Source organism: Piscibacillus halophilus (genome assembly GCF_900110685.1).
Lineage (GTDB): Bacteria > Bacillota > Bacilli > Bacillales > Alkalibacillaceae > Piscibacillus > Piscibacillus halophilus.
Genome location: NZ_FOES01000008.1, coordinates 1 through 24991, shown reverse-complemented (window position 1 = coordinate 24991; position 24991 = coordinate 1). Strand labels below are relative to the sequence as shown.

Annotated in this window: 22 protein-coding genes; 6 read left to right on the top strand and 16 right to left on the bottom strand. The window is 39.4% G+C overall.

What is annotated here, in order from left to right:
* Positions 1-87: 87 nt before the first annotated feature.
* The 6 genes from hutU to BMY57_RS05800 all read right to left on the bottom strand — a co-directional run bounded on the left by hutU (position 88) and on the right by BMY57_RS05800 (position 7550).
* On the bottom strand, positions 88-1752 hold the full coding sequence (gene hutU, locus BMY57_RS05825; RefSeq protein WP_091773091.1) for a urocanate hydratase: 1665 nt from the start codon (positions 1750-1752) through the stop codon (positions 88-90).
* 21 nt (positions 1753-1773) lie between these two features.
* Positions 1774-3054, bottom strand: coding sequence for a YjiH family protein (locus BMY57_RS05820; RefSeq protein ID WP_091773090.1), 1281 nt, complete (start codon positions 3052-3054; stop codon positions 1774-1776).
* Between the two features lie 50 nt (positions 3055-3104).
* Positions 3105-4580, bottom strand: a complete 1476-nt coding sequence (hutH, locus tag BMY57_RS05815; RefSeq protein WP_091773089.1) for a histidine ammonia-lyase — start codon at positions 4578-4580, stop codon at positions 3105-3107.
* A 94-nt stretch (positions 4581-4674) separates the two neighbouring features.
* Entirely contained in the window at positions 4675-5124 is a 450-nt protein-coding gene (gene hutP / locus BMY57_RS05810) for a histidine utilization transcription antiterminator HutP (RefSeq protein WP_091773088.1), read from the bottom strand.
* 59 nt (positions 5125-5183) lie between these two features.
* The gene (locus tag BMY57_RS05805; RefSeq protein WP_091773142.1) at positions 5184-5717 is read right to left on the bottom strand and encodes an acyl-CoA thioesterase; all 534 of its coding nucleotides are present in this window, start codon (positions 5715-5717) and stop codon (positions 5184-5186) included.
* Between the two features lie 258 nt (positions 5718-5975).
* Positions 5976-7550: a BCCT family transporter gene (locus BMY57_RS05800; RefSeq protein ID WP_091773087.1), complete on the bottom strand. Its 1575-nt coding sequence runs from the start codon at positions 7548-7550 to the stop codon at positions 5976-5978.
* 269 nt (positions 7551-7819) lie between these two features.
* On the opposite strand from BMY57_RS05800, the gene BMY57_RS05795 reads away from it, so the two are divergent.
* Positions 7820-8299, top strand: coding sequence for a tetratricopeptide repeat protein (locus tag BMY57_RS05795; protein WP_091773086.1), 480 nt, complete (start codon positions 7820-7822; stop codon positions 8297-8299).
* Between the two features lie 18 nt (positions 8300-8317).
* Here the strand turns inward: BMY57_RS05795 and BMY57_RS05790 are convergent, their stop codons facing one another.
* The 6 genes from BMY57_RS05790 to BMY57_RS05765 all read right to left on the bottom strand — a co-directional run bounded on the left by BMY57_RS05790 (position 8318) and on the right by BMY57_RS05765 (position 14514).
* Entirely contained in the window at positions 8318-9265 is a 948-nt protein-coding gene (locus BMY57_RS05790; RefSeq protein WP_091773085.1) for an L-threonine 3-dehydrogenase, read from the bottom strand.
* Between the two features lie 28 nt (positions 9266-9293).
* Positions 9294-10484 carry a glycine C-acetyltransferase gene (locus BMY57_RS05785; protein ID WP_091773084.1) on the bottom strand — a complete coding sequence of 397 codons (1191 nt, stop codon included), beginning with the start codon at positions 10482-10484 and terminating at the stop codon, positions 9294-9296.
* 155 nt (positions 10485-10639) lie between these two features.
* Complete coding sequence (locus BMY57_RS05780; RefSeq protein WP_091773083.1) at positions 10640-11653, bottom strand: ABC transporter ATP-binding protein; 1014 nt, start codon at positions 11651-11653, stop codon at positions 10640-10642.
* The gene (locus tag BMY57_RS05775) at positions 11631-12653 is read right to left on the bottom strand and encodes an ABC transporter ATP-binding protein (protein ID WP_091773082.1); all 1023 of its coding nucleotides are present in this window, start codon (positions 12651-12653) and stop codon (positions 11631-11633) included. Before BMY57_RS05775 ends, BMY57_RS05780 begins: the two co-directional genes overlap by 23 nt.
* Positions 12654-12678: 25 nt before the next feature.
* Entirely contained in the window at positions 12679-13599 is a 921-nt protein-coding gene (locus BMY57_RS05770) for an ABC transporter permease (protein WP_091773081.1), read from the bottom strand.
* A 15-nt stretch (positions 13600-13614) separates the two neighbouring features.
* Entirely contained in the window at positions 13615-14514 is a 900-nt protein-coding gene (locus BMY57_RS05765; RefSeq protein WP_091773080.1) for an ABC transporter permease, read from the bottom strand.
* Positions 14515-15114: 600 nt separating this feature from the next.
* Here BMY57_RS05765 and BMY57_RS05760 point away from each other — a divergent pair.
* The 3 genes from BMY57_RS05760 (at position 15115) to BMY57_RS05750 (ending at position 20117) form a co-directional block, all read left to right on the top strand.
* The gene (locus tag BMY57_RS05760) at positions 15115-16749 is read left to right on the top strand and encodes a glutathione ABC transporter substrate-binding protein (RefSeq protein WP_091773079.1); all 1635 of its coding nucleotides are present in this window, start codon (positions 15115-15117) and stop codon (positions 16747-16749) included.
* Between the two features lie 162 nt (positions 16750-16911).
* Positions 16912-19515, top strand: coding sequence for a thermonuclease family protein (locus BMY57_RS05755; RefSeq protein ID WP_091773078.1), 2604 nt, complete (start codon positions 16912-16914; stop codon positions 19513-19515).
* A gap of 167 nt (positions 19516-19682) precedes the next feature.
* A complete protein-coding gene (locus tag BMY57_RS05750; RefSeq protein ID WP_091773077.1) occupies positions 19683-20117 on the top strand; it encodes a ferritin-like domain-containing protein in 435 nt (144 codons plus the stop codon).
* Positions 20118-20290: 173 nt separating this feature from the next.
* Here BMY57_RS05750 and typA read toward each other — a convergent pair whose 3' ends face one another.
* The 4 genes from typA to BMY57_RS05730 all read right to left on the bottom strand — a co-directional run bounded on the left by typA (position 20291) and on the right by BMY57_RS05730 (position 23595).
* On the bottom strand, positions 20291-22126 hold the full coding sequence (typA, locus tag BMY57_RS05745) for a translational GTPase TypA (RefSeq protein ID WP_091773076.1): 1836 nt from the start codon (positions 22124-22126) through the stop codon (positions 20291-20293).
* A 77-nt stretch (positions 22127-22203) separates the two neighbouring features.
* Positions 22204-22671 (bottom strand): MFS transporter, encoded by a 468-nt coding sequence (locus BMY57_RS05740; RefSeq protein WP_369678848.1) that lies wholly within the window; start codon positions 22669-22671, stop codon positions 22204-22206.
* Positions 22672-22848: 177 nt separating this feature from the next.
* Complete coding sequence (locus BMY57_RS05735; protein WP_091773074.1) at positions 22849-23289, bottom strand: hypothetical protein; 441 nt, start codon at positions 23287-23289, stop codon at positions 22849-22851.
* 15 nt (positions 23290-23304) lie between these two features.
* The gene (locus BMY57_RS05730; RefSeq protein WP_091773073.1) at positions 23305-23595 is read right to left on the bottom strand and encodes a HesB/YadR/YfhF family protein; all 291 of its coding nucleotides are present in this window, start codon (positions 23593-23595) and stop codon (positions 23305-23307) included.
* Between the two features lie 137 nt (positions 23596-23732).
* Between BMY57_RS05730 and rarD the strand changes: the two genes are divergently transcribed.
* Entirely contained in the window at positions 23733-24632 is a 900-nt protein-coding gene (rarD, locus tag BMY57_RS05725; protein ID WP_091773072.1) for an EamA family transporter RarD, read from the top strand.
* Positions 24633-24772: 140 nt separating this feature from the next.
* Positions 24773-24991: transposase (locus BMY57_RS05720; RefSeq protein WP_501037448.1), on the top strand; the 219-nt coding region annotated here is incomplete at its 3' end.

Sequence of the window (24991 nt, the reverse complement as noted above, 5' to 3'; positions counted from 1 at the left end):
GCGATTTTCTCAATAATTGAGCGAAAATCTAGATTTTTGAGCGAAAAATTTTTATAAGCCATCCGAGGTCTACATTTATGCGCGATTTTAGTTTTCATCCAACATCGGGATGTGCACGCCTTTTTCTCGAGCGGTTTTTTCAGCTATTTCGTATCCTGCATCCACGTGGCGCGCCACTCCCATTCCTGGGTCGGACGTTAATACGCGCTCGAGGCGTGCGGCTGCTTCTTCAGTTCCATCGGCTACGATGACCATTCCTGCGTGGAGCGAGTACCCCATGCCGACACCGCCTCCGTGATGGACGGATACCCAGCTTGCACCATTGACGGAATTGATGAGCGCGTTCAAAATTGGCCAGTCTGCAACAGCATCACTTCCGTCTTTCATACTTTCTGTCTCACGGTTTGGTGAAGCTACGGACCCGGCATCTAAATGGTCGCGTCCGATCACAATAGGAGCCGAAATCTCACCACGTGCTACCATGTCATTGATGATTTTTCCAAAGCGGGCCCGTTCTCCGTATCCTAGCCAGCAAATGCGTGATGGCAGTCCTTGGAATGCCACTTTTTCACGTGCCATACGGATCCACTTGCATAAATGCTCATTATAAGAAAACTCTTCAAGCAGCACTTCATCAATTTTAAAAATATCTTCAGGATTCCCCGATAGAGCTGCCCAGCGGAAAGGACCTTTGCCTTCACAGAACTGAGGGCGAATAAACGCTGGGACGAAACCTGGAAAATCAAAGGCGTTTTCTAAGCCCTCGTTATAAGCTTCCTGACGAATGTTATTTCCGTAATCAAACGTCACGGCTCCTGCTTTCTGCAAATCTAGCATCGCTTGGACATGCTGTTTAATACTTGCACGAGAATCCGCAAGATATCGGTCTGGATCTGATTGACGGAGATCAGCGCCTTGTTCCATGGAGTAACCTGATGGCAAATACCCGTTTAATGGGTCGTGAGCTGACGTTTGGTCGGTCACTAGATCAGGAATCTCACCGCGCTCTACTAGTTCTGGTAAAATATCTGCTGCATTTCCAAGAAGTCCGATTGATAATGGCTGACCATCAGCTTTAGCTTGTTTCGCCATCTCAAGTGCTTCATCTAACGACGTCGCCATTTGATCTAAATAACGGTGTTCAATCCTGCGCTTGATGCGAGACTCATCCACTTCAACCGTAATGACAACGCCATCATTCATCGTAACGGCAAGTGGTTGAGCCCCACCCATGCCACCGAGGCCTGCTGTTACCGTCAGTGTTCCACGAAGTGAGCCTCCAAAATGCTGACGTGCGGCTTCCGCAAATGTCTCATAAGTACCTTGTAAAATCCCTTGAGTTCCAATGTAAATCCAGCTTCCTGCTGTCATTTGCCCGTACATCATAAGACCTTTTTTCTCAAGCTCACGGAAATGATCCCAATTCGCCCAAGCTGGAACGAGGTTAGAGTTTGCCAGTAATACACGCGGTGCATCCTTGTGCGACTTAAAGACGGCTACTGGCTTACCCGATTGGACGAGTAATGTTTCGTCTTCTTCTAACTTTTTAAGTGTGCTCACGATTGCTTCAAAGCTCTCCCAATTGCGAGCAGCTTTTCCTATTCCTCCGTAAACCACCAATTCATCTGGATTTTCTGCCACTTCAGGATCCAAATTGTTCATCAGCATACGTAACGCTGCTTCTTGAACCCAACCTTTTGTATTCAGTTCAGTCCCTCGTGGTGCACGAATTGTTTTAACTGGATTTGACATTTGATACTCCTCCTTAAACTATTAAGCTAGTAAAAATGCAATCGGCGTCGCGATGATGATCGTTAATATGACGCGCTCAATATATATGACTACTAATCTAGAAATTTTAACTGGAATCTCGGTCGCTAAAATACACGGGATCGAAGCTGAGAAAAATAAGATTGACGAAATCGACGTGACGCCAACGACGAATTTCGTAACAAACGCTGCCTCAGCCACTAATAACGCTGGTAAGAACATTTCAGCAATCCCAATCGCCGCCGCTTTTCCAGCTAATAAGGCATCAGGAATTTGAAGCAAGGCTGTAATCGGATAAAACACATATCCTAACCAGTCGAACACGGGGGTTTGTTCAGCTAATAATAGACCGATTAACCCAACAGATAAAATCGATGGCAAAATACTCATGACCATGACAAACCCATCTTTTAAATTGGTTAAAATATTCTTACCTAACGATGGAGCATGACTTGCCGCTTGAACACCTGAATTCCAAGCAGCTTTAAAAATATTTCCCTCGACTTTTTCCTCTTGAATCGGGGTCCCTGTATAATAGACTTCTTCCTCATTTCGTAACGGCCATATTCGAACCGAGATTGCGGTCACAATAAACGTAATAAGTAGCGTGGTCCAGAAAAAGGTGTTCCAAATATCCATGAACCCTAAAGTCGAAGCGACGACAATCATAAAAGTAGCCGAAACTGTCGAGAACCCAGTCGCAATCACCATGGCTTCTTTCAAAGAATATTTACCCTCTTTATAAACCCGGTTGGTAATAAGTAAAGCTATCGAATAGCTTCCGGCAAATGAAGCCACAGCATCAATCGCGGAACGTCCTGGTGTTTTAAACAAAGGACGCATAATCGGTTGAAGCAATGTGCCTATAAATTCTAATAGACCATAACCGACGATAAAGGCTAGAAACACAGCCCCAATTGGAACGAGCACGCCAACTGGAATAACTAACTTTTCATACAAAAATGGTCCAATGTTAGGGTCAAATAAAACAGCTGGTCCGACGTCCGTCATTAACATCACGGCAACAATCAATCCAACAACTTTTAATAACGAAAAGACCTTAGTAACGGTGTCCTTGTTCCAAGTTTTGTTATAAAACGGGTAAATCGCTCCGAGTAAAATTACCATTAACGCATAATAAGGGACGAGCGTTGGAAACGTCGTTTGAACCCATGTCACCATATGATCGAGCGGAATACTCGACTTACCGTTGATGGTGATTGGAATAAAAAATGTAAATAAACCAATTAGGCTAAATACAATTAATCTTAAAATCGATGTCATATGAATCCCTCCTTAGTACAATCTATGAGACTAAGGACAAATTCTTTCTGCTAATCTTGTAGCCACTCTTGTAATCTTTCAATGTCTTTTGAAAACACTCGATCTCGTTTAATACTCGGAACGATTTCTCTTGCTGTTTGATAAAGGTTACTCGTTGTTTCAGCCATGTGCGAAGGTCCACCTCTTAGTTCTACAGCTTGCATCGCGCATATGAGTTCAATCGCGATTACACGCCTGACATTCTCAATAATGTGAGCAGCATGACGCGCTCCAATCGTCCCCATACTGACGTGATCCTCTTGGTTTGCAGATGACGGAATCGAGTCCACGCTCGCTGGATGAGCAAGTGTTTTATTTTCCGATACGAGTGATGCAGCCGTGTACTGCATAATCATGGCTCCCGATTGCAACCCTGGTTCTGGACTTAAAAACGGGGGTAAATCATTAAGTTGCGGGTTCACTAGTCGTTCAATTCGACGCTCTGACATATTCGCGACTTCGGCCATGCCAATTTTTAATAAATCCATGGCAATCGCAATCGATTGCCCATGAAAATTTCCTCCAGATAACACTTTTCCTTCATCAGAAAAAATAAGCGGATTATCGGTTGCAGCATTGATCTCTGTTTCAAGTTTTTCCTCGACATATTTTAAAGTCTGCCATGAAGCACCTAGCACTTGCGGAATACAACGAATTGAGTACGCATCTTGAACTCTCTTCTCCCCTTGTTTGGTTGTAAGCTTGCTACCAATGAGATATTCTCGAATCCGTTCTGCTACCTCTCGTTGTTCGACATGCCCCCGAGCTGCATGAATTAAGTCATCAAACGCACAAGTTATACTTTGCAACCCTTCCATCGTCATAGCTGCAATCTTTTCAGAATAGGTTAAAACCTGCTTGGCATCGAGATAAGCCAGCACTCCCACTGCGGTCATCGCTTGCGTTCCATTAATAAGAGCCAGACCTTCTTTCGCTTTAAGCTGAATGGGATCTAGTTTTTCTTGGTTAAAGGCAATCGCTGTTGGCACATGCTCTCCTTTATAAAACACCTCCCCTTCACCGAGTAAAACTAATGCAAGATGAGCCAGTGGAGCTAAATCTCCACTGGCACCCAGTGACCCTTGTTGTGGAATAACTGGGTGAATTCGGTGATTTAATAAATCGATTAATCTTTCGATTATAACTGGTCTTACTCCAGAAAACCCTTTTAACAAGGCATTCGCACGAAGCAAAATCATCGCCCGACTAACGTATTCTGAAAAAGGCTCTCCAACCCCACATGCATGTGAATGAATTAAGTTAAGCTGCAGTTCATCCAAATCATCCGCTTCGATTTCAACATCACTAAACTTCCCAAAACCTGTATTAATCCCATAAATGATTTGGTGCTGATCTAAGTATTCTTGAACAGTAGCACGACTTTTTTTCACTTGTTCAAGGCAATCCTGTGATATGGTAACGGTTTCAAAATCATATACGATATGCTTTACTTTTTCTAAATCAAGGTTAGATCCGGTTAACTCCATAACTTCACTCCCTTTTTAAACAAAATGAGGCTAACCCTCAAGGTCATCCTTGAAGGTTAGCCCCCTATTAACTCATCACTCTGGGCATTATGATTTAAATATGATTAATACCAAGTCCAGTTGTTTCATGCTCCAATCCACGAATCGGAGCTCCAATTGTTCCGTATAATGCTACCGCAATCCATTCGCCTTCAGCTTCGTTCTCATAAGGCATTCCGCGTACAACACTAAACCTTAATCCAACGGTTCGCAACACATCACCAAGTAAAACTTGACCTCTTGTGACACCTTCTAACGCTTCTAAAATGGCGTGGTATAATGCGTGCATCTCACGGTAAAGCTTTTCATCAATAATATGCTGGCGTTTTGCAGCCGTCTCAATTGCGGAGACAACTTTTTGCATATCCATTGAACCTGTTTTACCTATACAATAAGTAAATCCTGCTTCTGATACACGAGATTTGGTCTCTTCTAACTCATGACTATTGGCTAACACTAACTGAAGAGCTGACTTTCCGATTCCCGCTTCTAATGACTTTTTCATCTTAACACCAACAATCCTCTTTATAATTTCATTTTATATGGTGCTAAGTTTAAAGTCAATTAGGCCTTTCGGTTCGTTGTCGGATCCCATGGGAAATCCGCACCAAAACGTTCGGCCAATTCCTTCGAATCCTCACGTCTTTTACGACGATACTCCGCACGTTCAGCTGCCCCATTATGCAACCATTTTTCCTCTTCTGACTCTGGATAAACAGGTGGGACTTCAGCAGGTTTCCCATTTTCGTCTAATGCAACCATCGTTAAAAAGGCCGTCGTACACACTTGACGTTCTCCTGTCAGTAAATTTTCTGTAACGGCTTTTACAAAAACCTCCATAGATGTACGATGGGTATATGTAACATACCCTTCTAAACAAATTGTGTTTCCTTCTTTGACTGGATTCAAAAAGTCAACTGAATCTGTCGACGCTGTTACTACAGGCATTCTTGCATGTCGAGTAGCTGCAATGGCTGCCACGTCATCAATATAGGCCATGAGTTGTCCACCAAACAACGTTCCATGACTATTGGTATCTGGCGGCAAAACATGTGAGTTTTTAACGGTTAAAGAATTTACGCAAGGTTTTGCTTCCATGGCTTCACCTTCTTTTTCAATTTTTTCTACTTCATAGTATACCACGCTTGTGTATCCTTACACATGATTCGCGAGAGCTGGGCTGTTTTTGGCGAAAGTATATGTCTTTTTAGCGAGATGTCGTTCCGTTATAGCGAAATTGAGCTTTATTTTGGCGACACTATCTGAATTTTTAGCGAAACAGCATTTATTTTCGGCGAAACAGATTGTGAAAAAAAGCTTTTGCGCGACCAACGCGCAAAAGCTTCTTCTCAATTTTTATAATTTACTACGATCTTCTTTATCCTTAATTCCTTGTTCGATTGCCATTTTGTTCGCAATTTTAACTGAATCCCAAACGGGCGGAAGTAATAAGAGTGACACTGGCACAGCAGAGACTACGATAAAGTTTTGCAGCATACTGATACTACCTTCACCTAGTGTCAATAGTGCGACGGCTACGGCACCAAAGATTAATGCCCAGAATACACGGATGTACTTGCTAGGATCATCATTACCCGTTACAGCAACTGCTGATGCATAAGACATTGAGTCAGCTGTTGTTGCTACGAATATTATCGTAATGATTAAAAAGCCAATCGCAAATAGTCCGCTCATCGGTAGCTCATTCAAGATTGCCATAACGGCAGCTTCCTGACCAACATCATTTAATGGACCAGATATAATTCCAGACGATTCAATTTCAAAAAATACACCTGTTCCACCTAATGTTGCGAACCAGAAGTTACTGACAAGAGGCGAAATTAGTGCAACAGCAACAATTAGTTCACGAATCGTACGACCACGAGAAATACGTGCAATAAAGATTGACATCATCGGACCGAAACCAATGAACCAACCCCAGAAGAAAACGGTCCACCAAGCTAACCATGCTTCATCACCGCGGGTTAAGCTCATCATTAAGTAATTTTGTAACTGAAAAGCTTCTGCTGAAACGAAAACATCTAAAATAAACATCGTCGGACCAACAATTAAAATTAAGATCATTAAGATAACCGCAAAGGCAACATTAAATCGACTTAAAATCTGAATCCCTTTATCAACACCTGTCACAGCAGAGATTGTTGCAATTCCGATTAACAGAACAATAAATAAAATTTGCATGAACAAGTTACTTTCGATTCCGGTTACTTGTTCGAATGCGTAAGCAGCTTGTAGTCCCAAGAAGCCAATCGCTCCAATCGTACCAGCAGCAACGGCAATAATCGAGGTGACGTCAGCAGTTAATCCAAAGAAATTATAACGTTTGAAAACTTTATCTCCGATTAGTGGGTATAAAATAGTTCTCGGCTTTAGAGGCATACCTTTATGGTAATGGCAGTACATCAAGACAATCGTCGCTACAGTACCTAAGACTGCCCATGCTGAAAAGCCCCAGTGGAAAAAGGCTTGTGCTACTCCAGGCACAGCACGATCCCAATCACTTAGGTTTTCCGCGCTAAATAAAGGTGGGGTCGTAATAAAGTGTGACATGGGTTCACTAGCTGCCCAGAACACACCACCACTTGCTAGTAAAGTTGTTAATACCATCGCGATCCAGCGAAAGTTCGTAAACTCAGGTGTTTCTTGTTTTCCTAATTTAACACGTCCATATCTCGTAAACATTAATAATAATCCTACAATTAATGTTGCTAACATTAGTAACTGCCAGAAGAGACCAAAATATTTAGCTGACCAGTCAAATGATGCGCCAACTACTTCTTCTGTAACATCAGGCGCTAAAAACGCCATAAGAAAGAATAAGATTAAAAATCCACCACTTATAAACAAAGCAGTTTTTTGGACACCTGTTCCCAGATAGTCATCGGTATGGTACTTTTTCTTAGTTTTCATTCTGTTCCTCCTAATTTTCAAAAACGAAGACATTTCGCCCTTCGAATTTTTTACACAAAGAAAATTGTAGTTAATTGTCCGAAAATAGTCAAAATAGCATTTTGAACTATGTCTAAGGATTTGTTACGTACTTATAGATTTTTATTGGTTAAGACATATAATTTAAATAAATTTAAGTAAAAATGAGTTCATATAACAGGTGAAGCTGGTTTTAGTTTGCCTAGGATTAGCTCGACCTATACAATTGGATTTAAAGGGGGTTATAAAACTTGGATTTACATAAAGTGAAAGAACTTAGACAAGAAGGTCAATTAATTGAAGCACGAGAAATGGCGATGGAATTATTAAAAGAAGATAATCAAAATGCAGAATTATTATTAGAAACAGCTTTTATTCATGACCAAAGTGACATGGAGCCACAGGCCATTACATTTTATAAACAAGCGTTAGATGTTGGATTAGAAGGTAATCAAAGACGAGATGCGTTATTGAGTCTTGGAAGCAGTTATCGTGCTGTTGGTTTATACGAACAAGCTCGCGAGACACTAGAAATTGGAATGAGCGAATATCCTGACTATAATGCGTTTTATATTTTCTTCGCGATGACGCTATATAACTTAGGTGATACGGATTTAGCCGTTGAAATTTTAATGACCAAGCTTTTAGAGACAACGGATGATCAATCAATCAAAGCCTATCAGCGTGCACTTGAATTTTATGCGAGCCGTTTAGATGAAGTTTTTAATTAATAAGAAAAAGTTGGGCGATTAGCCCAACTTTTCTTTTAACTTCTCTAACATATCTTCTGTCATTTTATCGATATCATACTCTGGCTTAAAGCCCCATTCATTCGAAGCACATTCTGCATCGATGGAATCAGGCCAGCTGTCAGCAATTTTTTGACGAACCGGATCCACATCATAGCTTAGTTCAAAATCCGGAATATGTTTTTGAATTGCTTTTTCAAAATCTTCAGGAGCTGCACTTATCGCTGTCACATTAAACGCATTGCGATGCTCTAGTTTGTCCCCATCAGCTTCCATTAATTGAATGATCGCATTAATTGCATCTGGCATGTACATCATATCCATGTATGTGCCTTGAGCAATATAAGACGAGTATTTTTTATTTTTTAGCGCTTCGTAATAAATTTCAACAGCGTAATCTGTTGTGCCTCCACCTGGCTCTGTGACATAAGAAATCAATCCAGGGAAGCGAACGCCTCGTGTATCAACACCAAATCGATGGTAATAATAATCACATAACAATTCACCTGATACTTTGTTCACGCCATACATCGTAGTCGGGCGTTGAATTGTATCTTGAGGTGTTTTCTCTTTTGGCGTTGTTGGACCAAATGCACCGATTGAGCTTGGTGTGAAAAACTGCAGGTCTAACTCACGTGCGACTTCAAGCGCGTTCACGAGTCCCCCCATGTTTAAATCCCAAGCAAACTTCGGATTATTCTCAGCTTTAGCAGATAAAAGCGCAGCTAAGTGCATAATCGTATCAACTTGATATTTTTTAGCTAACTCTAACATTCTGTCATAATCAGTCACATCCAAAATTTCAAAAGGACCGCCTGTTACAACAGGAAGATCTTCTTCTCGGATATCCGTTGCAATGACATTGTCAGAGCCGTATTTTTGACGTAAAGCCATCGTTAGTTCAGAACCTATTTGGCCAAGCGCTCCCGTAATCAAAATCCTCTTCATTGATGTATCCTCCAATTCCCCAAAAAGCTTAAATTAAGCCCATTTCTTTTCCGACTTTTTCATATACGGCTATTGCTTCATCAAGCATTTCTTTAGTATGGGCAGCTGTCGGCATATTACGTACGCGACCTGTTCCTCTAGGTACCGTTGGGAATACGATTGACTTCGCATAGACACCTTCTTCGTATAATCGTTTACTAAATTCTTGCGTCGCTTTTTCCTCACCGATCACACACGGTGTAATTGGTGTTTCACTATCCCCAATGTCAAAGCCTAATTCTTTAAGACCTTTTTTCAAATAATCACCGTTTTCCCACATGCGATCATGTAGTTCAGTTGATTCCATTAATAAATCAATTGCTTTTGTACAAGCTGTAACATCTGCTGGAGATAAAGATGTTGAGAATAGGAACGGACGAGAACGAACTTTTAGCCAGTCGATTAAATTCTGTTTACCAGCAACATAACCACCGACAACACCAATGGCTTTCGAAAGTGTACCCATTTGGAAATCGATATCCTTTTGCAGCTCGAAGTGTTTAACCGTTCCAGCTCCTTTTCCTAACACACCTGATCCGTGCGCGTCATCAACATATGTGATGAGGTCAAATTCTTTTGCGATCTCTACAATCTCAGGAAGTTTAGCTACATCTCCATCCATTGAGAAAACGCCATCTGTAATGACCATAATTTTATTGTATTGACCTGATTCTTTTGCTTCTTTAGCTTTTTGGCGTAAATCATCCATATCCGAATGATTAAAACGAATAATTTTCGCCTTCGACAGACGGCAACCATCAATGATTGAAGCGTGGTTTAGCTCGTCCGATAAAATCGCATCGTTTTTATCCATCACGGCTGAAATCGCTGCCATATTACAATTAAAACCAGACTGATAAGCAATAGCAGCTTCGGTTCCTTTAAATTCAGCAATTTTCTCCTCTAATTTCACGTGTACATCAAGTGTTCCATTGATTGTACGTACAGCACCTGCTCCAACACCATGAGAATCAACCGCATTTTTTGCGACGTCTTTTAGGCGTTCGTCAGTTGCTAAACCTAAGTAGTTGTTAGATGAAAGATTAATGAGCTCTTTTCCATCAATTATGATTTTTGGCCCATTGGCTCCTTCTACCACATTGATTTCATTATAGAGTCCTTGATCTTTTAATTCCTGTAAGTTTTCATCCAAAAATTGATTTAACGTTTCACTTGGCATTACGTTACCTCCTAAAATTACGTTAAATGTTTAAAACCCATTCTATAATAACATTTTTTACGTTAATAAGAAAAAATATATCAAAAATGCCTAAAAGGATTCAAAACATTAAAAACCTAGCCCTCAACTTGAAGGCTAGGTTTAAATAATTCCTTTTAATATTTCGACACCAAATCACCTGAAAAGATTTTTTCAATATGGTGACATGAAGCTTGATGTCCTTCAGCCATATTATCTAAGTTACGCAACTCAGGTGTATCCGTTTTACACATTTCAGTCGCAAATGGACATCTTGTATGGAAACGGCAACCGGTTGGTGGATTGATTGGAGAAGGTACATCTCCCTGTAGTACGATTCGTTCTTTTTTAGCTTCAGGATCAGGTGTTGGAATCGCAGATAGTAACGCCTTCGTATAAGGGTGTTGTGGATTATCGAATAAAGACTTTTTATCGGCAATCTCTACAACTTTACCCAGATACATTACAATTACTCGGTCTGAAATGTGTCGAACCACACCTAAATCGTGTGCGATGAATAAGAACGTTAAGTTGAATTCGCGCTGTAGTTTCTTTAATAAGTTTAATACCTGCGCCTGAACGGACACGTCCAGTGCCGAAACGGCTTCGTCACAGATTATTAGTTTTGGTTCTACTGCTAACGCACGAGCAATCCCAATACGTTGACGCTGACCACCAGAGAATTCGTGTGGGAAACGATCAACTTGTTCTGCATTTAATCCAACAGTTTCTAATAGTTCAATAGCACGTTCACGACGTTTATCTTTAGGAACAACGTCTTGAATTTCCATTGCTTCAGCTAAAATTTGGAATACCGTTTGACGTGGGTTTAGCGATGCGTAAGGATCCTGGAAAATGACTTGGATATCTTTACGTCTTTTACGCATTTCTTTCTTATTTAATGAAAGTAAATCCTCACCATTAAATTCAATCGTTCCATCTGTTGGATCATCTAAACGTAAAATCGCACGCCCAGTTGTCGACTTACCACAACCTGATTCACCAACGACGCTAACTGTTTCACCTTCATAAATATTAAAAGTCACATCGTCTACTGCTTTAACGTGGTTAACAGTTCTTCCTAAGAAACCACCTTTAATAGGAAAGTACTGTTTTAAATTATTGACTTTAAGTAGTTCTTTTTGGGCCATGTTCTTTCACCTCCGGATCGCCATCCCAACGTTCTGAATAGATCCAACAACGAACTAAGTTTTCATCACTAACATCACCTAAATCAGGAAGTTCTTCCATGCATAGGTCTGTCGCGAACGGACATCTCGGAGCAAATCGGCAGCCGTTAGGCATATTTTTCGGACTTGGGACACTGCCTCTAATTGGCTCTAACTCATCCACATCGATATCATGACGCGGAATGGAATTTAATAGACCTACTGTATAAGGATGTTTTGGATCTTTGAAAATCGTTTTTACATCTGCGTATTCGACAACTTTACCACCGTACATAACAGCAACGTAATCACATGTCTCAGCTACTACACCCATATCGTGTGTAATCATGATCACTGACATGCCTAATTCTTCTTGTAATTCATTAATTAATTCTAGAATCTGTGCTTGAATCGTTACGTCTAATGCTGTTGTAGGCTCATCCGCAATCAGTAATTCAGGGTTACAGGCTAATGCCATCGCGATCATCACACGTTGACGCATACCACCTGAAAGTTCGTGCGGATATTGTTTAATACGTTCTTGAGGAGATGGAATTCCTACAAGTTTTAGTAATTCCACACCTTTTTCCATACCTTGTTCTTTGCCAAGGCCTTGGTGTACTTTTAATGTTTCACGGATTTGTTGACCTACTGTATATACAGGATTTAACGAAGTCATTGGTTCCTGGAAGATCATCGAGATCTCGTTACCTCGGATACTACGAATCTCTTGCTCAGATGCTTTCGTTAAATCGTTTCCTTTAAAATTAATTTCTCCGCCAACGATTTTACCCGGCTTTTCCAGCAATCTTAAAATTGATAATGCCGTGATACTTTTACCAGAACCAGACTCACCAACAATACCAATCGTTTTACCTTTTGGTAATTTGAAAGAAACGCCATCTACGGCTTTAACCTCAAAGTCATCGACGAAGAAAGAAGTTCTCAAGTCCTTAACATCTAGAATGATTTCCTCACTCATGATTTCACCTCTCTCTACTGGCAAACTAATCTAAATCGATTCGTTTGTTTAAGAATTTATACGAAACATCAACAATTAAGTTTACAAATACGAAAACTACTGCCATAACAAGTACTGCTGCCTGAACGACAGGGAAATCTCTAGCTAAAATACGGTCAACGACTAATTTACCCATACCGTTAATCGCAAATACGGATTCCGTCAGTACTGCACCTGCTAGTAAACCACCAAATTGTAAACCTACTACCGTTACAACTGGGATTAATGCATTTTTAAGTGCATGGCGATAAATAACTACTTTTTCTTTTAAACCTTTCGCTCGAGCCGTCCGAATATAGTCTTGAGTAATAACATCAAGCATACTGGAACGAGTCATACGAGCGATCACGGCTGCACCCATCGTACCTAACGTAAATACAGGCATGATAATCTGTTCTGGCGTTCCCCAACCTGTTGGTGGTAACCAACCTAAATTGATCGAGAACCATTGCATTAGCATAAGTCCTAACCAGAAGTTCGGCATTGATAAACCAAATAATGCAACCAACATAATTGATACGTCTGCTACGGAATATTGTCTAACGGCTGAAATAATACCAGCGATTAAACCTAAGAAAATACTAAAAATGGTACTATATATTGCTAGTTCAAATGTAACCCAAAACTTTGGCCACAGTTCAGTACTAACTGGTAAACTGGTTCTCCAAGAGTTACCAAAATCTAGCGTTACGACATCTTTTAAGAAATTAGCATATTGAACAGGAATTGGATCGTTCAATCCAAGTCGTTCTTCAATCTGCTGGACTGTGCTTTCTGGTGCACTTTCTCCGGCAATGATATGCGCTGGATTACCCGGAGATAGGTGCATTAAAGAGAATACTAGTATGGTAACCCCTAATAATACGGGAATTAATTGAAACAACCTTCTAACAATAAACTGAAACATGTTTGCACCTACTTCCTAATTTTTCATTTTTGGATCTAAAGCGTCACGTAATCCATCACCGAACACATTAAACGCAAGAACGATTACCATAATCCCTAATCCTGGGAATAAAGCAATATGACCTGCGTCCCACATAAAGTCTTTACCATCACTTAGAATCGCACCTAATTCTGGCGAAGGTGGTTGCACCCCAAGTCCTAGGAATGATAAACCACTCGCTGATAGAACAGCTGTCGCGATAAATAAACTTGCTTGGACTATAATCGGAGACAAAATATTGGGAAAAATGTGTTTGAAAATAATACGGATATCAGATGCACCTAACGCACGCATCGCATCGATATATTCTAAGTTTTTCGTTGCCAGAGTCGAACCTCTCACAATACGAGCAAAAGTAGGTATTGCGAAAATAGCAATTGCAATAACAACGTTCTGTAAACTAGCCCCTAAAATACTAATTAATGCTAGAGCTAGTAAGATTCCTGGAAAGGCCAAAAGAATATCCATTAATCTCATAATGACGCTGTCAATTTTTCCACCGTAATAACCGGAAACAATACCTAAGAAAATTCCGACAATACTGCCGATTAATGTAGAGAAAAATCCAATCCCCATTGTAATTCCTAACCCATGAATAATACGTGTAAATATATCACGCCCGTGGTGATCTGTTCCGAACCAATGTTCAGCAGATGGTCCTTGTAATTTAACTGAGTAGTCCGTTTCGCTTGGGTTAAAGCTTGTCAAATAAGGACCAACAATTGCAACAACAATTAAAAAGATAATTAAATAGCCACCGAATAAGGCTGTCTTATTTTTCTTTAACTTATTATAAAAATCTTTCATTGCTCTCTTTAGTGGACTATCAACTTTAGGCACTTGTGTCACTTCGCTGCTCGCTTGTTCAGCATTCATGTTGTCATAACCTCCCCTATTTGTTTATTAATAGTAGTTTTTTTAACAAAAATCGGAAAATTCAAGCTATTTATGTGGTGACCTTCCAAGAAAAGACTCATATTTCATAATACAATTATTCTAGTTTTTTTACAACAAGGTTACGAAATTTGTCGATGGTAAATCTTACACTCTATCAAACCTACTCCCCCTTATAATAGCGATGTCATCAATTTTGATAAAGATTTGTATGTAACCGTTTTCTTGTAAACGCTTTCAATAAGTTTAAATTTTCAGTTTATGTCGATTTTTCAAAAAATAGTTCTTGAATTTGAAAATTATAGTTTCTAATAAATATTCGATCAATGTGAATATTTATTCCTATTTTGGATTCTTTCAATTCTAAAAATGAAATTAATAGAATTTCTTTAATCGCTCCCTAGAAATTCACTTTATTTTTTTCTACATTATATAGAAAATTGTTTGGTAATTATTTCAGTAATTTAAATAGTTTTAGCCTTGCAAATTTTCTTGATATTTTTACTTAAATCATATATATTAAGAACTGATTACATACTATAATTGTGTAATCGATACAAAATTTAAGGGGGCTAATCTACAATGAAGTTTAACAAAACTTTATGGCTCGTTTCTCTATTGCTAATGCTATCACTAGTCTTAGCGGCTTGTGCTGGCGATGGCGAACCAGAAGAACCAACTGATGATGGTGAAGAGACTGGTTCTGAGAACGAGGATGAAAACGCTGAAGGCGGCGACGAAGGTTCTGGTGGAGATTTAGTAATCTCAATCGGTTCTGACGTTGTATCTTTATCAACTCAAGGTTCTAATGACGTTCCTTCTAGTAACGTTGCTGAAAACATCTATGAAACTTTAACAGTTTTAGATGAGAACCAAGAAGTACAGCCTGGACTAGCGGAAAGCTGGGAAGAGGTTGATGAAACTACATGGGATTTCAAAATCCGCGAAGGCGTAACATTCCATGATGGTGAAGAATTAAATGCAGAAGCTGTAAAAGCTAACTTCGATCGACTTGTAGACGAAGAAATCGCTTCTCCTCGTGCTTTCTTATTCGAAGCTGTTGAGAGTGTAGAAGTTGAAGATGAATACACAGTTAGATTTAACTTAGAATACCCGTATGCTCCATTATTAGCTAACCTTGCACATAATGGTACTGGTATTATGAGTCCTGCAATTATTGAAGAAGATTATGCTCAAATGGAAGAAGGCGGCGACCCTGATGCTTACATTAACCAAAACCCTGTAGGTACTGGTCCTTTCGAATTTGAGGAGTGGACACCTGGCGAGAAAGTAGTTGTATCTCGTTATGATGATTACTGGGGTGAAAAAGCTAAGCTAGACACGGCTACTTTCAAAGTAGTATCTGAGCAAAGCTCTCGTGTAGCTGAACTTGAATCTGGTACTTCTCATGTTGCTGATGCAATCGGTCCAAACAATGTATCACGTGTAGAAGGTATGCAAGATGCTAGTGTTCTACAAGCACCATCTGTTTCTTTATCATACGTAGGCTTTAACGTTGAACAAGAACCTTTTGATGATGTTCGTGTACGTCAAGCTATTTCTCATGCAATTGATAAAGATGAAATTATCCAAGGTGTTTACAATGGTGTAGGTATTCCTGCAATTGGACCATTAGCACCACCTGTATTCGGTTATGATGACTCTGTAAGTGGTTTAGAGTATGACTTAGACAAAGCTAAAGATTTATTAGCTGAAGCTGGATACGAAGATGGTTTTACAACGACAATCTGGACTAACGATAACGAACAGCGTGTTGACACAGCTGTTGCCATTCAAGACCAATTAAAAGAAATTGGTATCGAAGTTAAGATTGAAGAAGTTGAATGGGGTGCTTACTTAGAGCGTACAGCTAATGGTGAACACGACATGTTCATTCTTGGTTGGTCTACAGTAACATCTGATGCTGACTACGGAATGTACCCATTATTCCATTCATCACAACATGGTGACCCTGGTAACCGTTCATTCTTAACAGACGAAGAGTTAGATGAAATTCTTGATGAGGCTCGTCGTGAAACAGATCCTGAAGCACGTCAAGAGTTATACACTCAAGCTCAAGAAATGTTAGTAGAACTTGCTCCAATGCTTTATGTTCACCACCAAGAGTATCTACTTGGTGTGAGCGATAGCGTTAAAGACTTTGATATTAATGCTCAAGGTATTTACCAAATCAAACAAGCTTACATTGAAGAGTAAGACTTACTATAAACTGAGTGCCTTTAACAGGTACTCAGTTTTTTTATGACAAAAACCTGTGACTTTTGACTCAATTCGATGAATTTACTGAAAATTAACAACAACTATGTTTATTCTTCTTTTATAATAGACCTGTACTTATAATTTAGGGAGGTTTCTTTAGTGAAAAAATTCATTAGTTTAGTATCGTTTTTCACGCTTATCGGTAGTATTTTTCTCCTAACACCTCTAATCGCTGACACTCACGAAGATTTAATCATTTCAGAGTATATTGAAGGTAGTAGTTATAACAAAGCGATTGAAATTTACAACGGGACAAGCGAGTCTATTGATTTATCCCCTTATTCTATTGTTACATTTACAAATGGTGCTTCATTCGAACCTGACGATGGTTTTGCAAATGAGCTTGACTTAACAGGTACCATAGAACCAGGTGAAACATTTGTTATGGCTCATGGGCAAGCTGACCAAGCCATTTTAGATGTTGCAGACGTATCCGGTACATCGTATGCCTACAACTTTAACGGTAATGATGCTATTGTTATATTTAAAAACTATGATGAAGAAACACGTAGTGGAGATATCATCGATTCCATCGGAAAAGTTGGAGAAGATCCTGGTAGCTATTGGGGAACCCCCCAACATAAAACACAGGATATGACACTCCTAAGAGATTACTCTGTGGCAGCTGGTGATACGAACGCAACTGATGATTTTGACCCTACAGTTGAATGGATTGCTTTTCCTAGAGATACTTTTGATTATCTTGGTAGTCATGAAGAAGTTGAACCCCCAGAAGATGACATTCAAGATGAATACATTAGAACCGTCGATCGTATCGTTGATGGTGATACTATTCATGTAAACGAACCTATTTTAGGTGAAACAACAATCCGCTTTTTAAACATGGACACCCCAGAAACTTACCACCAAAATGATTATGACGAAGACTTGATTTTAGAAGATCCAAACCATTCACAAAAATACCACGGTGACCAAGCAACTGAATATTTAAGTGAACTTATTCAACCTGGCGATGAAGTGATCATCAAAGTTGGCGAGGAACCACTTGATACGTATGGTCGGGTGCTTGCAGAAGTTGTTCGTAAGGACGATAACCTAAACACTAACTTAGAATTAGTTCGACAAGGCTATGCTTCAACATACTTTATCTGGCCTATTGGACCTGAAGAAACTTACCAAGAATACCAAGATGCAGTACGTGAAGCGAAAGATCACCATAGAGGTATTTGGTCAGAAGATACTCCATTAATGGAATTACCTTTTGTGTTCCGCTCTCGTTACGATGATCGTGCTTTATATCGATATGTTGCGAACTCAGAAACAGGGCTCTACTATATGCCAAACGACTGGGCTGAGGTACCAGTTGATGCACGAATTTTCTTTGAAGATGAATTAACAGCTTTAAATGAAGGCTATGAGCCAGCATTCGAACGCGATTCAATTATTGCAGATGCTAGAACTGCCCCACTTGGTACGAATGTTACGATTGAAGGTACGATCACTCATAAAGTAGAAAGCGGCGGACAAACTAATTATTATGTTCAAGACCATACGGCAGGAATAGTGGTTCGTACTGGTGACTTAGAAGCTAACGTTGGAGACAAAATTATGGCATCCGGTGTAACAGATGAATACTATGGCATGCTTCAAATCGTAAATGCCAATGCTGAAATCATTGAAGAAAATGATGAACCCATTAATCCTACTTTGGTTACATCTCAAGACCTTGGTGAATCGATTGAAGCTCAACTAGTCAAAATGGAAGATGTTGAAATTTTATCTGTTAATCAATACAATGACTACACAGCTCGTGATGCTGATGGTGAATTCGTTATTGATAATGATGCTGGATTCTTAGAAGTTGGAAAAACTTATGATGAAATTGTTGGCGTTGTTGACTACAATTTTGATGAGTTTAAATTAATGCCTCGTCATGAAGACGACCTTAAGGAAGAGCTCCCTGTTCAAACCATTCAATCTGCTCGTGATGCCGAACTGGATACACGAGTTCATATTGAAGGTATCATTACTGCAGCATTCTACGCAGGCGGCATGTACAATTACTATGTTCAAGATGACACAGCTGGTATTGTCGTACGGGCAAGTGATTTTGGTGCCGAAGTTGGCGATCGAATTAGTGCTAAGGCACGTACTGAAGAATATTTCGGTTTATTGCAAATTCTACCGAATGAATCCAACATTTCAATTGTTGAAGAAGATGTTGGCCTCCCAGAACCTCAAATTATCACATCTGATGAAGTTGGAGAAGAATATGAAGGTCAGCTTGTAACGATTAAGGATTTTTACATTGAAGATGAAGATGGCTTTAACAATTATCAGGCATATGACTCAAATGGACATTTTGTCATTGATTCAGATACCCATCTAGTTGAAACCAATCAATACTATGAATCTATTACAGGCGTTTTAACTTATAACTATGATGAATACAAAGTGATGCCAAGAAACGCTGAAGATGTAGTAGAAGCACAATTTTTAAACTTCTCAGCTACTGAGTTAGTTGACATTGCGAAGCAACATGGCAATGAATTTTTACTAAACAAGTTGGAAACAGAGCTCTATGAATCCGTGGAAACGAACGGAAACACTGAACAACACATTAAATCCGTGATGCATTCAGTCGAAAAAGCCTTAATCAAATATCAAAACAGTGGTAAAGATGCTCACCTTAAGAAAATCGATCATGAATTGACTAAATTATTCGAGCGTAACGCTTCATAATGAACAAGAGCCTCTCCTGATGGGAGGCTCTTTTAATTGCACCTAATGATTAATTAAGTATCGTATATGTGGGACATTCGGATTTATTTATGAGGCATCGTCAATGTTTATTCCTCGCCATTCAGGGAAAACCATTATTAGAACTCAATTAGAAAGGGTGGATCGTTATGGATCAAAAAATGAAAGAACTAATTGATGGATTAAATGAAGACTTAAGTAATGAGTATACAGCTTCGATTATGTATACGAATAACGCTGCAGTCGTATCCGGTTTATATCGAGCAACATTAAAACCATTTTTCGAAAGCGAAATTTCAGATGAACAAAGTCACGCTCTCTATTTAGCCGAAAAAATTAAATCATTAGGCGGAACACCGACTGTAGAACCAGCACCAGTTCCTCAAGAGACAGATGTTAAGAAAATGCTTGAAGCTGCACGTGATGCAGAAAAAGCAACCATTGACCGTTATGAAAAACGCAAAAAACAAGCTGAAGAACTTAGGTTGACTGAACTGGCTGTTAAACTCGATGATATGATCGCTGATGAAACAGGTCATATGGAAGAAATCGATCGTTTACTTATGGACCCGCATTTTCAATAATGTCTCATAAATGTAGTCAAATGTACCATAAATTAAGAAAAACGCATCAAAAAATCCCAAAAACATCTCATAAAATTCAAAGAACACCTCATAAATTTCAAGAAACATCTCATAAATTCAAAATATTGTATCAAAAAATCCGCTGACACTAAGTTCAGCGGATTTTTTACATATTAGCTATTTAGTTTTGCCTTTTTCTGAGCGCGTTCACGTTCACTCTTGTTCAAGATTTTCTTACGTAAACGAATAGATTCAGGCGTCACTTCACAATATTCATCGTCATCTAAATACTCAATTGCTTCTTCAAGCGTTAATTTACGTGTAGATTTAATGGTTTGTGTGTTATCTTTTGTTGCTGAACGCACGTTAGTTAGAGCCTTTTCCTTCGTGATGTTAACTGTTAAGTCGTTTTCACGGTTGTGCTCCCCAACAATCATACCTTCATATACTTCTGTATTTGGTTCAACAAAAATGACGCCACGATCTTCAAGAGCAAGGATGCTGTAGTTTGTCGCTTTACCTTTTTCTTGAGATACTAATACACCTTGGCGACGGCCACCTACTCGGCCCCCAACGACTGGCTCATAAGAATCAAATGAGTGGTTAATGATCCCGAACCCTCGTGTTTGGGTCATAAATTCTGTCGTATAACCAATTAAACCTCGTGAAGGTATTTTAAATTCTAAGCGGACTTGACCATTTCCTTGGTTCACCATATCCAGCATTTCACCTTTACGCTCACCAAGTGATTCCATCACTGCACCTTGGTGTTCTTCTGGTACGTCCACTTGAACGCGTTCCATAGGTTCACATTTCACACCATCAATTTCCTTTATAATGACCTGTGGCTTAGAAATTTGTAGTTCAAAACCTTCACGGCGCATGTTTTCTATTAAAATCGATAAGTGAAGCTCACCACGACCAGATACAATCCAGGCATCTGGGGAATCAGTTTTCTCAACGCGGAGACTTACGTCCGTTTCAAGTTGAGTGAGTAGACGTTCTTCAATCTGACGAGCCGTTACAAATTTACCCTCACGACCCGCAAAAGGACTATTGTTTGTGACAAACTTCATCTGTAATGTCGGTTCATCAATACGCGGAATTGGTAGTGCATCAGGGTTTTCAACATCACTACAAACCGTCTCACCAACGTTGATGTCTTCCATACCGGCAACTGCCACAATGTCACCCGCTTCTGCTTCTTGAATTTCTACACGTTTTAACCCAATAAAACCAAACAGCTTCGTGACACGGTATTTTTTCACGCTGCCGTCTTTTTTCATTAACGCTACCTGCTCGCCAACTTTCATGCGTCCGCGATATACACGTCCAACACCAATACGACCTACATAATCATTATAATCAAGCATCGTGATTTGGAACTGAAGTGGTCCTTCCACATCACGCTTAGGCTTTGGAACATAATCTAAAATAACTTTAAATACCGGATCCATCGTTTCTTGTTGTTCTTCAGGCTCGTCACCAGAAGTTCCATTTAATGCTGATGCATAAACAACTGGGAATTCAAGCTGATCATCGTCTGCACCAAGCTCAATGAAGAGGTCTAATACTTCATCAACAACCTCTTCAGGTCGAGCATTCGGACGGTCAATTTTATTTAATACAACAACCGGTTTCAAGCCATCTTCTAACGCTTTTTTCAACACAAAACGAGTCTGTGGCATACAGCCTTCGTACGCATCAACAACAAGTAAAACACCATCGACCATTTTCATGATACGCTCTACTTCTCCACCGAAGTCAGCGTGTCCTGGTGTATCCAAAATATTAATTCTTGTATCGTTATAATTAATCGCTGTATTTTTGGCTAAAATCGTAATACCGCGTTCTTTTTCTAAATCGTTCGAATCCATGGCACGTTCATCTACATGTTCATTCTCACGAAACGTTCCTGAGTAATGTAACATTTGGTCAACCAACGTCGTTTTCCCGTGGTCAACGTGGGCAATTATCGCTATGTTGCGAATGTCTTTGTTCTCTTGCATTATTATTCTCCTATTCTCATATCAGTTAGACTTATTCAACCTTTATATTATAACAAAAAGTGACCAAAATACCTAATTTAGGCTTTCATTAGGACAATAACCGATAATAAACAAAGCGCTAACGCTGCAAACAACATAATGACATCAATGGATATACCCATACTAATAAAAAGGGTTGTGATTAAATATGAAACGGGAATCAATCCCATTGCCGAAAATTGAACAAGGCTCATGACACGACCGATATATTGTTGTTCTGTATGATGTTGAATTGCTGATGATAACGGTACATTGGTAAAAGCGACCGTCACCCCGATTAGGACAACTAGAGTGACGTTTATCCAAAAGATTTCAACCAAGCTAAATGCGGTATAAAAAACCCCCATTCCTCCTAACGCAGCTAGAGCAACGATTCCTCTTCTTTTTTTAATATTGATAAGCCCCACTAAAATGGTACCTAAAAGCATCCCAACAGCTAATCCCGCACTCAATGTACTAAAGACGAACTCATTACCGTTTAAGATATTTTTCGCAAAGATCGGCAATCCTACTTGAAGAGGACCAGAAAAAAATAAGTTCAAAAATACTATGTTAATAAAACCCTGATGTAAACGTTATTTTGCTTGTTTCTAACAAAATCAGTCTGAAGCAAGAAAGGCTCTTCAGCCTATAGACGGAAAGCATAAAAAATACCCACTCTTGCCGAGTAGGTACGTGATTATCTATTTCATCTCATCAAGGATCGGGTAGACTTCCTCGACCCCTTTTTCTGCAATCGTACAGGCGATTCCAAGCGGCGTCTCCCAAAATGAATCAGGGATCACCGGGTTCTTCCATCCAGCTGCCTGAAATAAAGATTTATAAATTCGATTTAAATGTTGTTCAGTCGTTTGACGGTCACGCTCTTTTTCACCTCGCGCCATTAAAAACAGATAACGCATCGACTGAAAAATATTATCTCCGGGCATAAACGTAAATTCTTTAAAAAATTTCAACTGCTTTTCTGATTTGTCAGATAAAGCATTGTTAATCGCCAGATCGTCTAAACGTTCATAAAGTTGCCGATTCAGCATTTTAAAGACGCGACGTTTCTCATCCTGCATCACTTCATCTGTATAAACCGTTTTTAAATAATCAAATGCTTCCTCTCTTGTCCAAGCCATCACACATCCCCCTAGTTATTCGATTGGCTCGTTTGAAAAGGCTACTTCCCCATCTTTTAAACCGATGTATAGGTCTTGGTCTTTAAAAAACCATTCGTCTTTTTCATCAATCTGGAACAAAATATTTTTCTTTTCCGTTTCGACTCCAACTACTTCGGCACTTCCAGGTTCAATCCCAACTGAAAAGCCATCCTGGAAATCACTCGTCCCACCGTACTTAGGAAAGAAACGAACGGCATCTCCTTCAACTAAATCCATTTCATCCATAAACCAATCAACAATTTGGTCACTCACGTGTATTTTCAAAGCGCATCCTCCTTCTACTCTACTTTTAGTGTATCTAAATGATGGATCAACCTCAACTTAAAGCATCTTAATTGCAAATTTTTCTATACTGTACTAAAATTCAAAAATCATAATCTTATAGAAAGAAGATGTATAACATGTCAGAAGAACGCCTAGGAACACTCTATGCCTCTAGTGCTTACATACTGTGGGGATTTCTACCCCTTTATTGGAAGCTTGTTGAACACGTATCAGCTTGGGAGATTTTAGCCCATCGTATATTATGGTCTTTTGTCCTTATGATGGTGCTCATTGTTGTAATTCGTCGTTGGCATTTATTCATGGACGAATGTAAACAAATCATGCTTAATAAGAAAAAATTATTTGGCATTAGTGCTGCTGGAATCATTATTAGCCTAAACTGGGTCATTTTTATATGGGCCGTCAATTCTGATCGCGTGTTAGATGCAAGCTTAGGCTATTACATTAATCCACTCATTAGCATATTTTTTGGCTTCATCTTTTTAAAAGAACGTTTTTCAAAGATACAATGGATTGCCATTGCCTTCGCCTTTTCAGGTGTCTTTTTTATGACGTATAACTTCGGCTCAGTCCCTTGGGCTGCCTTAGGAATGGCGATTACGTTTGCGTTTTATGGATTACTAAAGAAAACTGTTGATTTGAATGCCATCTTCGGGCTAGCCATTGAAACATTAATCGTCACACCGATTGCAACGATCTATATACTTTATTTAGGTTTTAATGGAACAGGGGCAATGGGCATTTCATTCGAAGGCTTAATCTTAATTGGAACAGGACTCGCCACTGCGCTCCCTCTCCTCTTGTTCGGCCAAGGAGCCAAGCGCATCCCATTATCTTTAGTCGGTTTTTTACAATACTTTGCTCCGACTATTATGCTTTTACTTGGTGTCTTTTTATTTAATGAATCGTTCACATACGTTCACGGTATTACGTTTACCCTGATTTGGTTAGGATTAATCTTATATTCCTATGAACGCATACAAAGTTTAAGAAAAACTAAAGCAAAAGCCGCATAAGAAAAACGGAGGTCTTTAATGAAAAGGCCTCCGCAGGCTGTCGAGAAAGTCTCGACAGCCTATATTTTTTGCCTAAACTTTAACAATTCACCGCGTTAATTTGTTATAATATAGTTAGATTAATAAAAGGCGGTGTTCCCATGTTTAATAGTAATAAAGAGCGTCAAATGGAAATAGAAATGGTTACAATTGATGAGCTTGTCCCTGATGATCATTTATTAAGAAAAATAGATCGATACATAGACTTTTCTTTCATTCCAGAAAAAGTTCGTTCATATTACTCTGAAGATAATGGTCGACCTTCGCTCGACCCACTCGTATTATTCAAGATGATGTTTGTAGGTTATTTCTATGGGATT

What these genes read in the sequence shown, in the direction of transcription:
- hutU (WP_091773091.1), bottom strand. Translation starts at nt 1,752, where the DNA reads ATGTCAAATCCAGTTAAAACAATTCGTGCACCACGAGGGACTGAACTG.
- BMY57_RS05820 (WP_091773090.1), bottom strand. Translation starts at nt 3,054, where the DNA reads ATGACATCGATTTTAAGATTAATTGTATTTAGCCTAATTGGTTTATTT.
- hutH (WP_091773089.1), bottom strand. Translation starts at nt 4,580, where the DNA reads ATGGAGTTAACCGGATCTAACCTTGATTTAGAAAAAGTAAAGCATATC.
- hutP (WP_091773088.1), bottom strand. Translation starts at nt 5,124, where the DNA reads ATGAAAAAGTCATTAGAAGCGGGAATCGGAAAGTCAGCTCTTCAGTTA.
- BMY57_RS05805 (WP_091773142.1), bottom strand. Translation starts at nt 5,717, where the DNA reads ATGGAAGCAAAACCTTGCGTAAATTCTTTAACCGTTAAAAACTCACAT.
- BMY57_RS05800 (WP_091773087.1), bottom strand. Translation starts at nt 7,550, where the DNA reads ATGAAAACTAAGAAAAAGTACCATACCGATGACTATCTGGGAACAGGT.
- BMY57_RS05790 (WP_091773085.1), bottom strand. Translation starts at nt 9,265, where the DNA reads ATGAAGAGGATTTTGATTACGGGAGCGCTTGGCCAAATAGGTTCTGAA.
- BMY57_RS05785 (WP_091773084.1), bottom strand. Translation starts at nt 10,484, where the DNA reads ATGCCAAGTGAAACGTTAAATCAATTTTTGGATGAAAACTTACAGGAA.
- BMY57_RS05780 (WP_091773083.1), bottom strand. Translation starts at nt 11,653, where the DNA reads ATGGCCCAAAAAGAACTACTTAAAGTCAATAATTTAAAACAGTACTTT.
- BMY57_RS05775 (WP_091773082.1), bottom strand. Translation starts at nt 12,653, where the DNA reads ATGAGTGAGGAAATCATTCTAGATGTTAAGGACTTGAGAACTTCTTTC.
- BMY57_RS05770 (WP_091773081.1), bottom strand. Translation starts at nt 13,599, where the DNA reads ATGTTTCAGTTTATTGTTAGAAGGTTGTTTCAATTAATTCCCGTATTA.
- BMY57_RS05765 (WP_091773080.1), bottom strand. Translation starts at nt 14,514, where the DNA reads ATGAATGCTGAACAAGCGAGCAGCGAAGTGACACAAGTGCCTAAAGTT.
- BMY57_RS05760 (WP_091773079.1), top strand. Translation starts at nt 15,115, where the DNA reads ATGAAGTTTAACAAAACTTTATGGCTCGTTTCTCTATTGCTAATGCTA.
- BMY57_RS05750 (WP_091773077.1), top strand. Translation starts at nt 19,683, where the DNA reads ATGGATCAAAAAATGAAAGAACTAATTGATGGATTAAATGAAGACTTA.
- typA (WP_091773076.1), bottom strand. Translation starts at nt 22,126, where the DNA reads ATGCAAGAGAACAAAGACATTCGCAACATAGCGATAATTGCCCACGTT.
- BMY57_RS05735 (WP_091773074.1), bottom strand. Translation starts at nt 23,289, where the DNA reads ATGGCTTGGACAAGAGAGGAAGCATTTGATTATTTAAAAACGGTTTAT.
- rarD (WP_091773072.1), top strand. Translation starts at nt 23,733, where the DNA reads ATGTCAGAAGAACGCCTAGGAACACTCTATGCCTCTAGTGCTTACATA.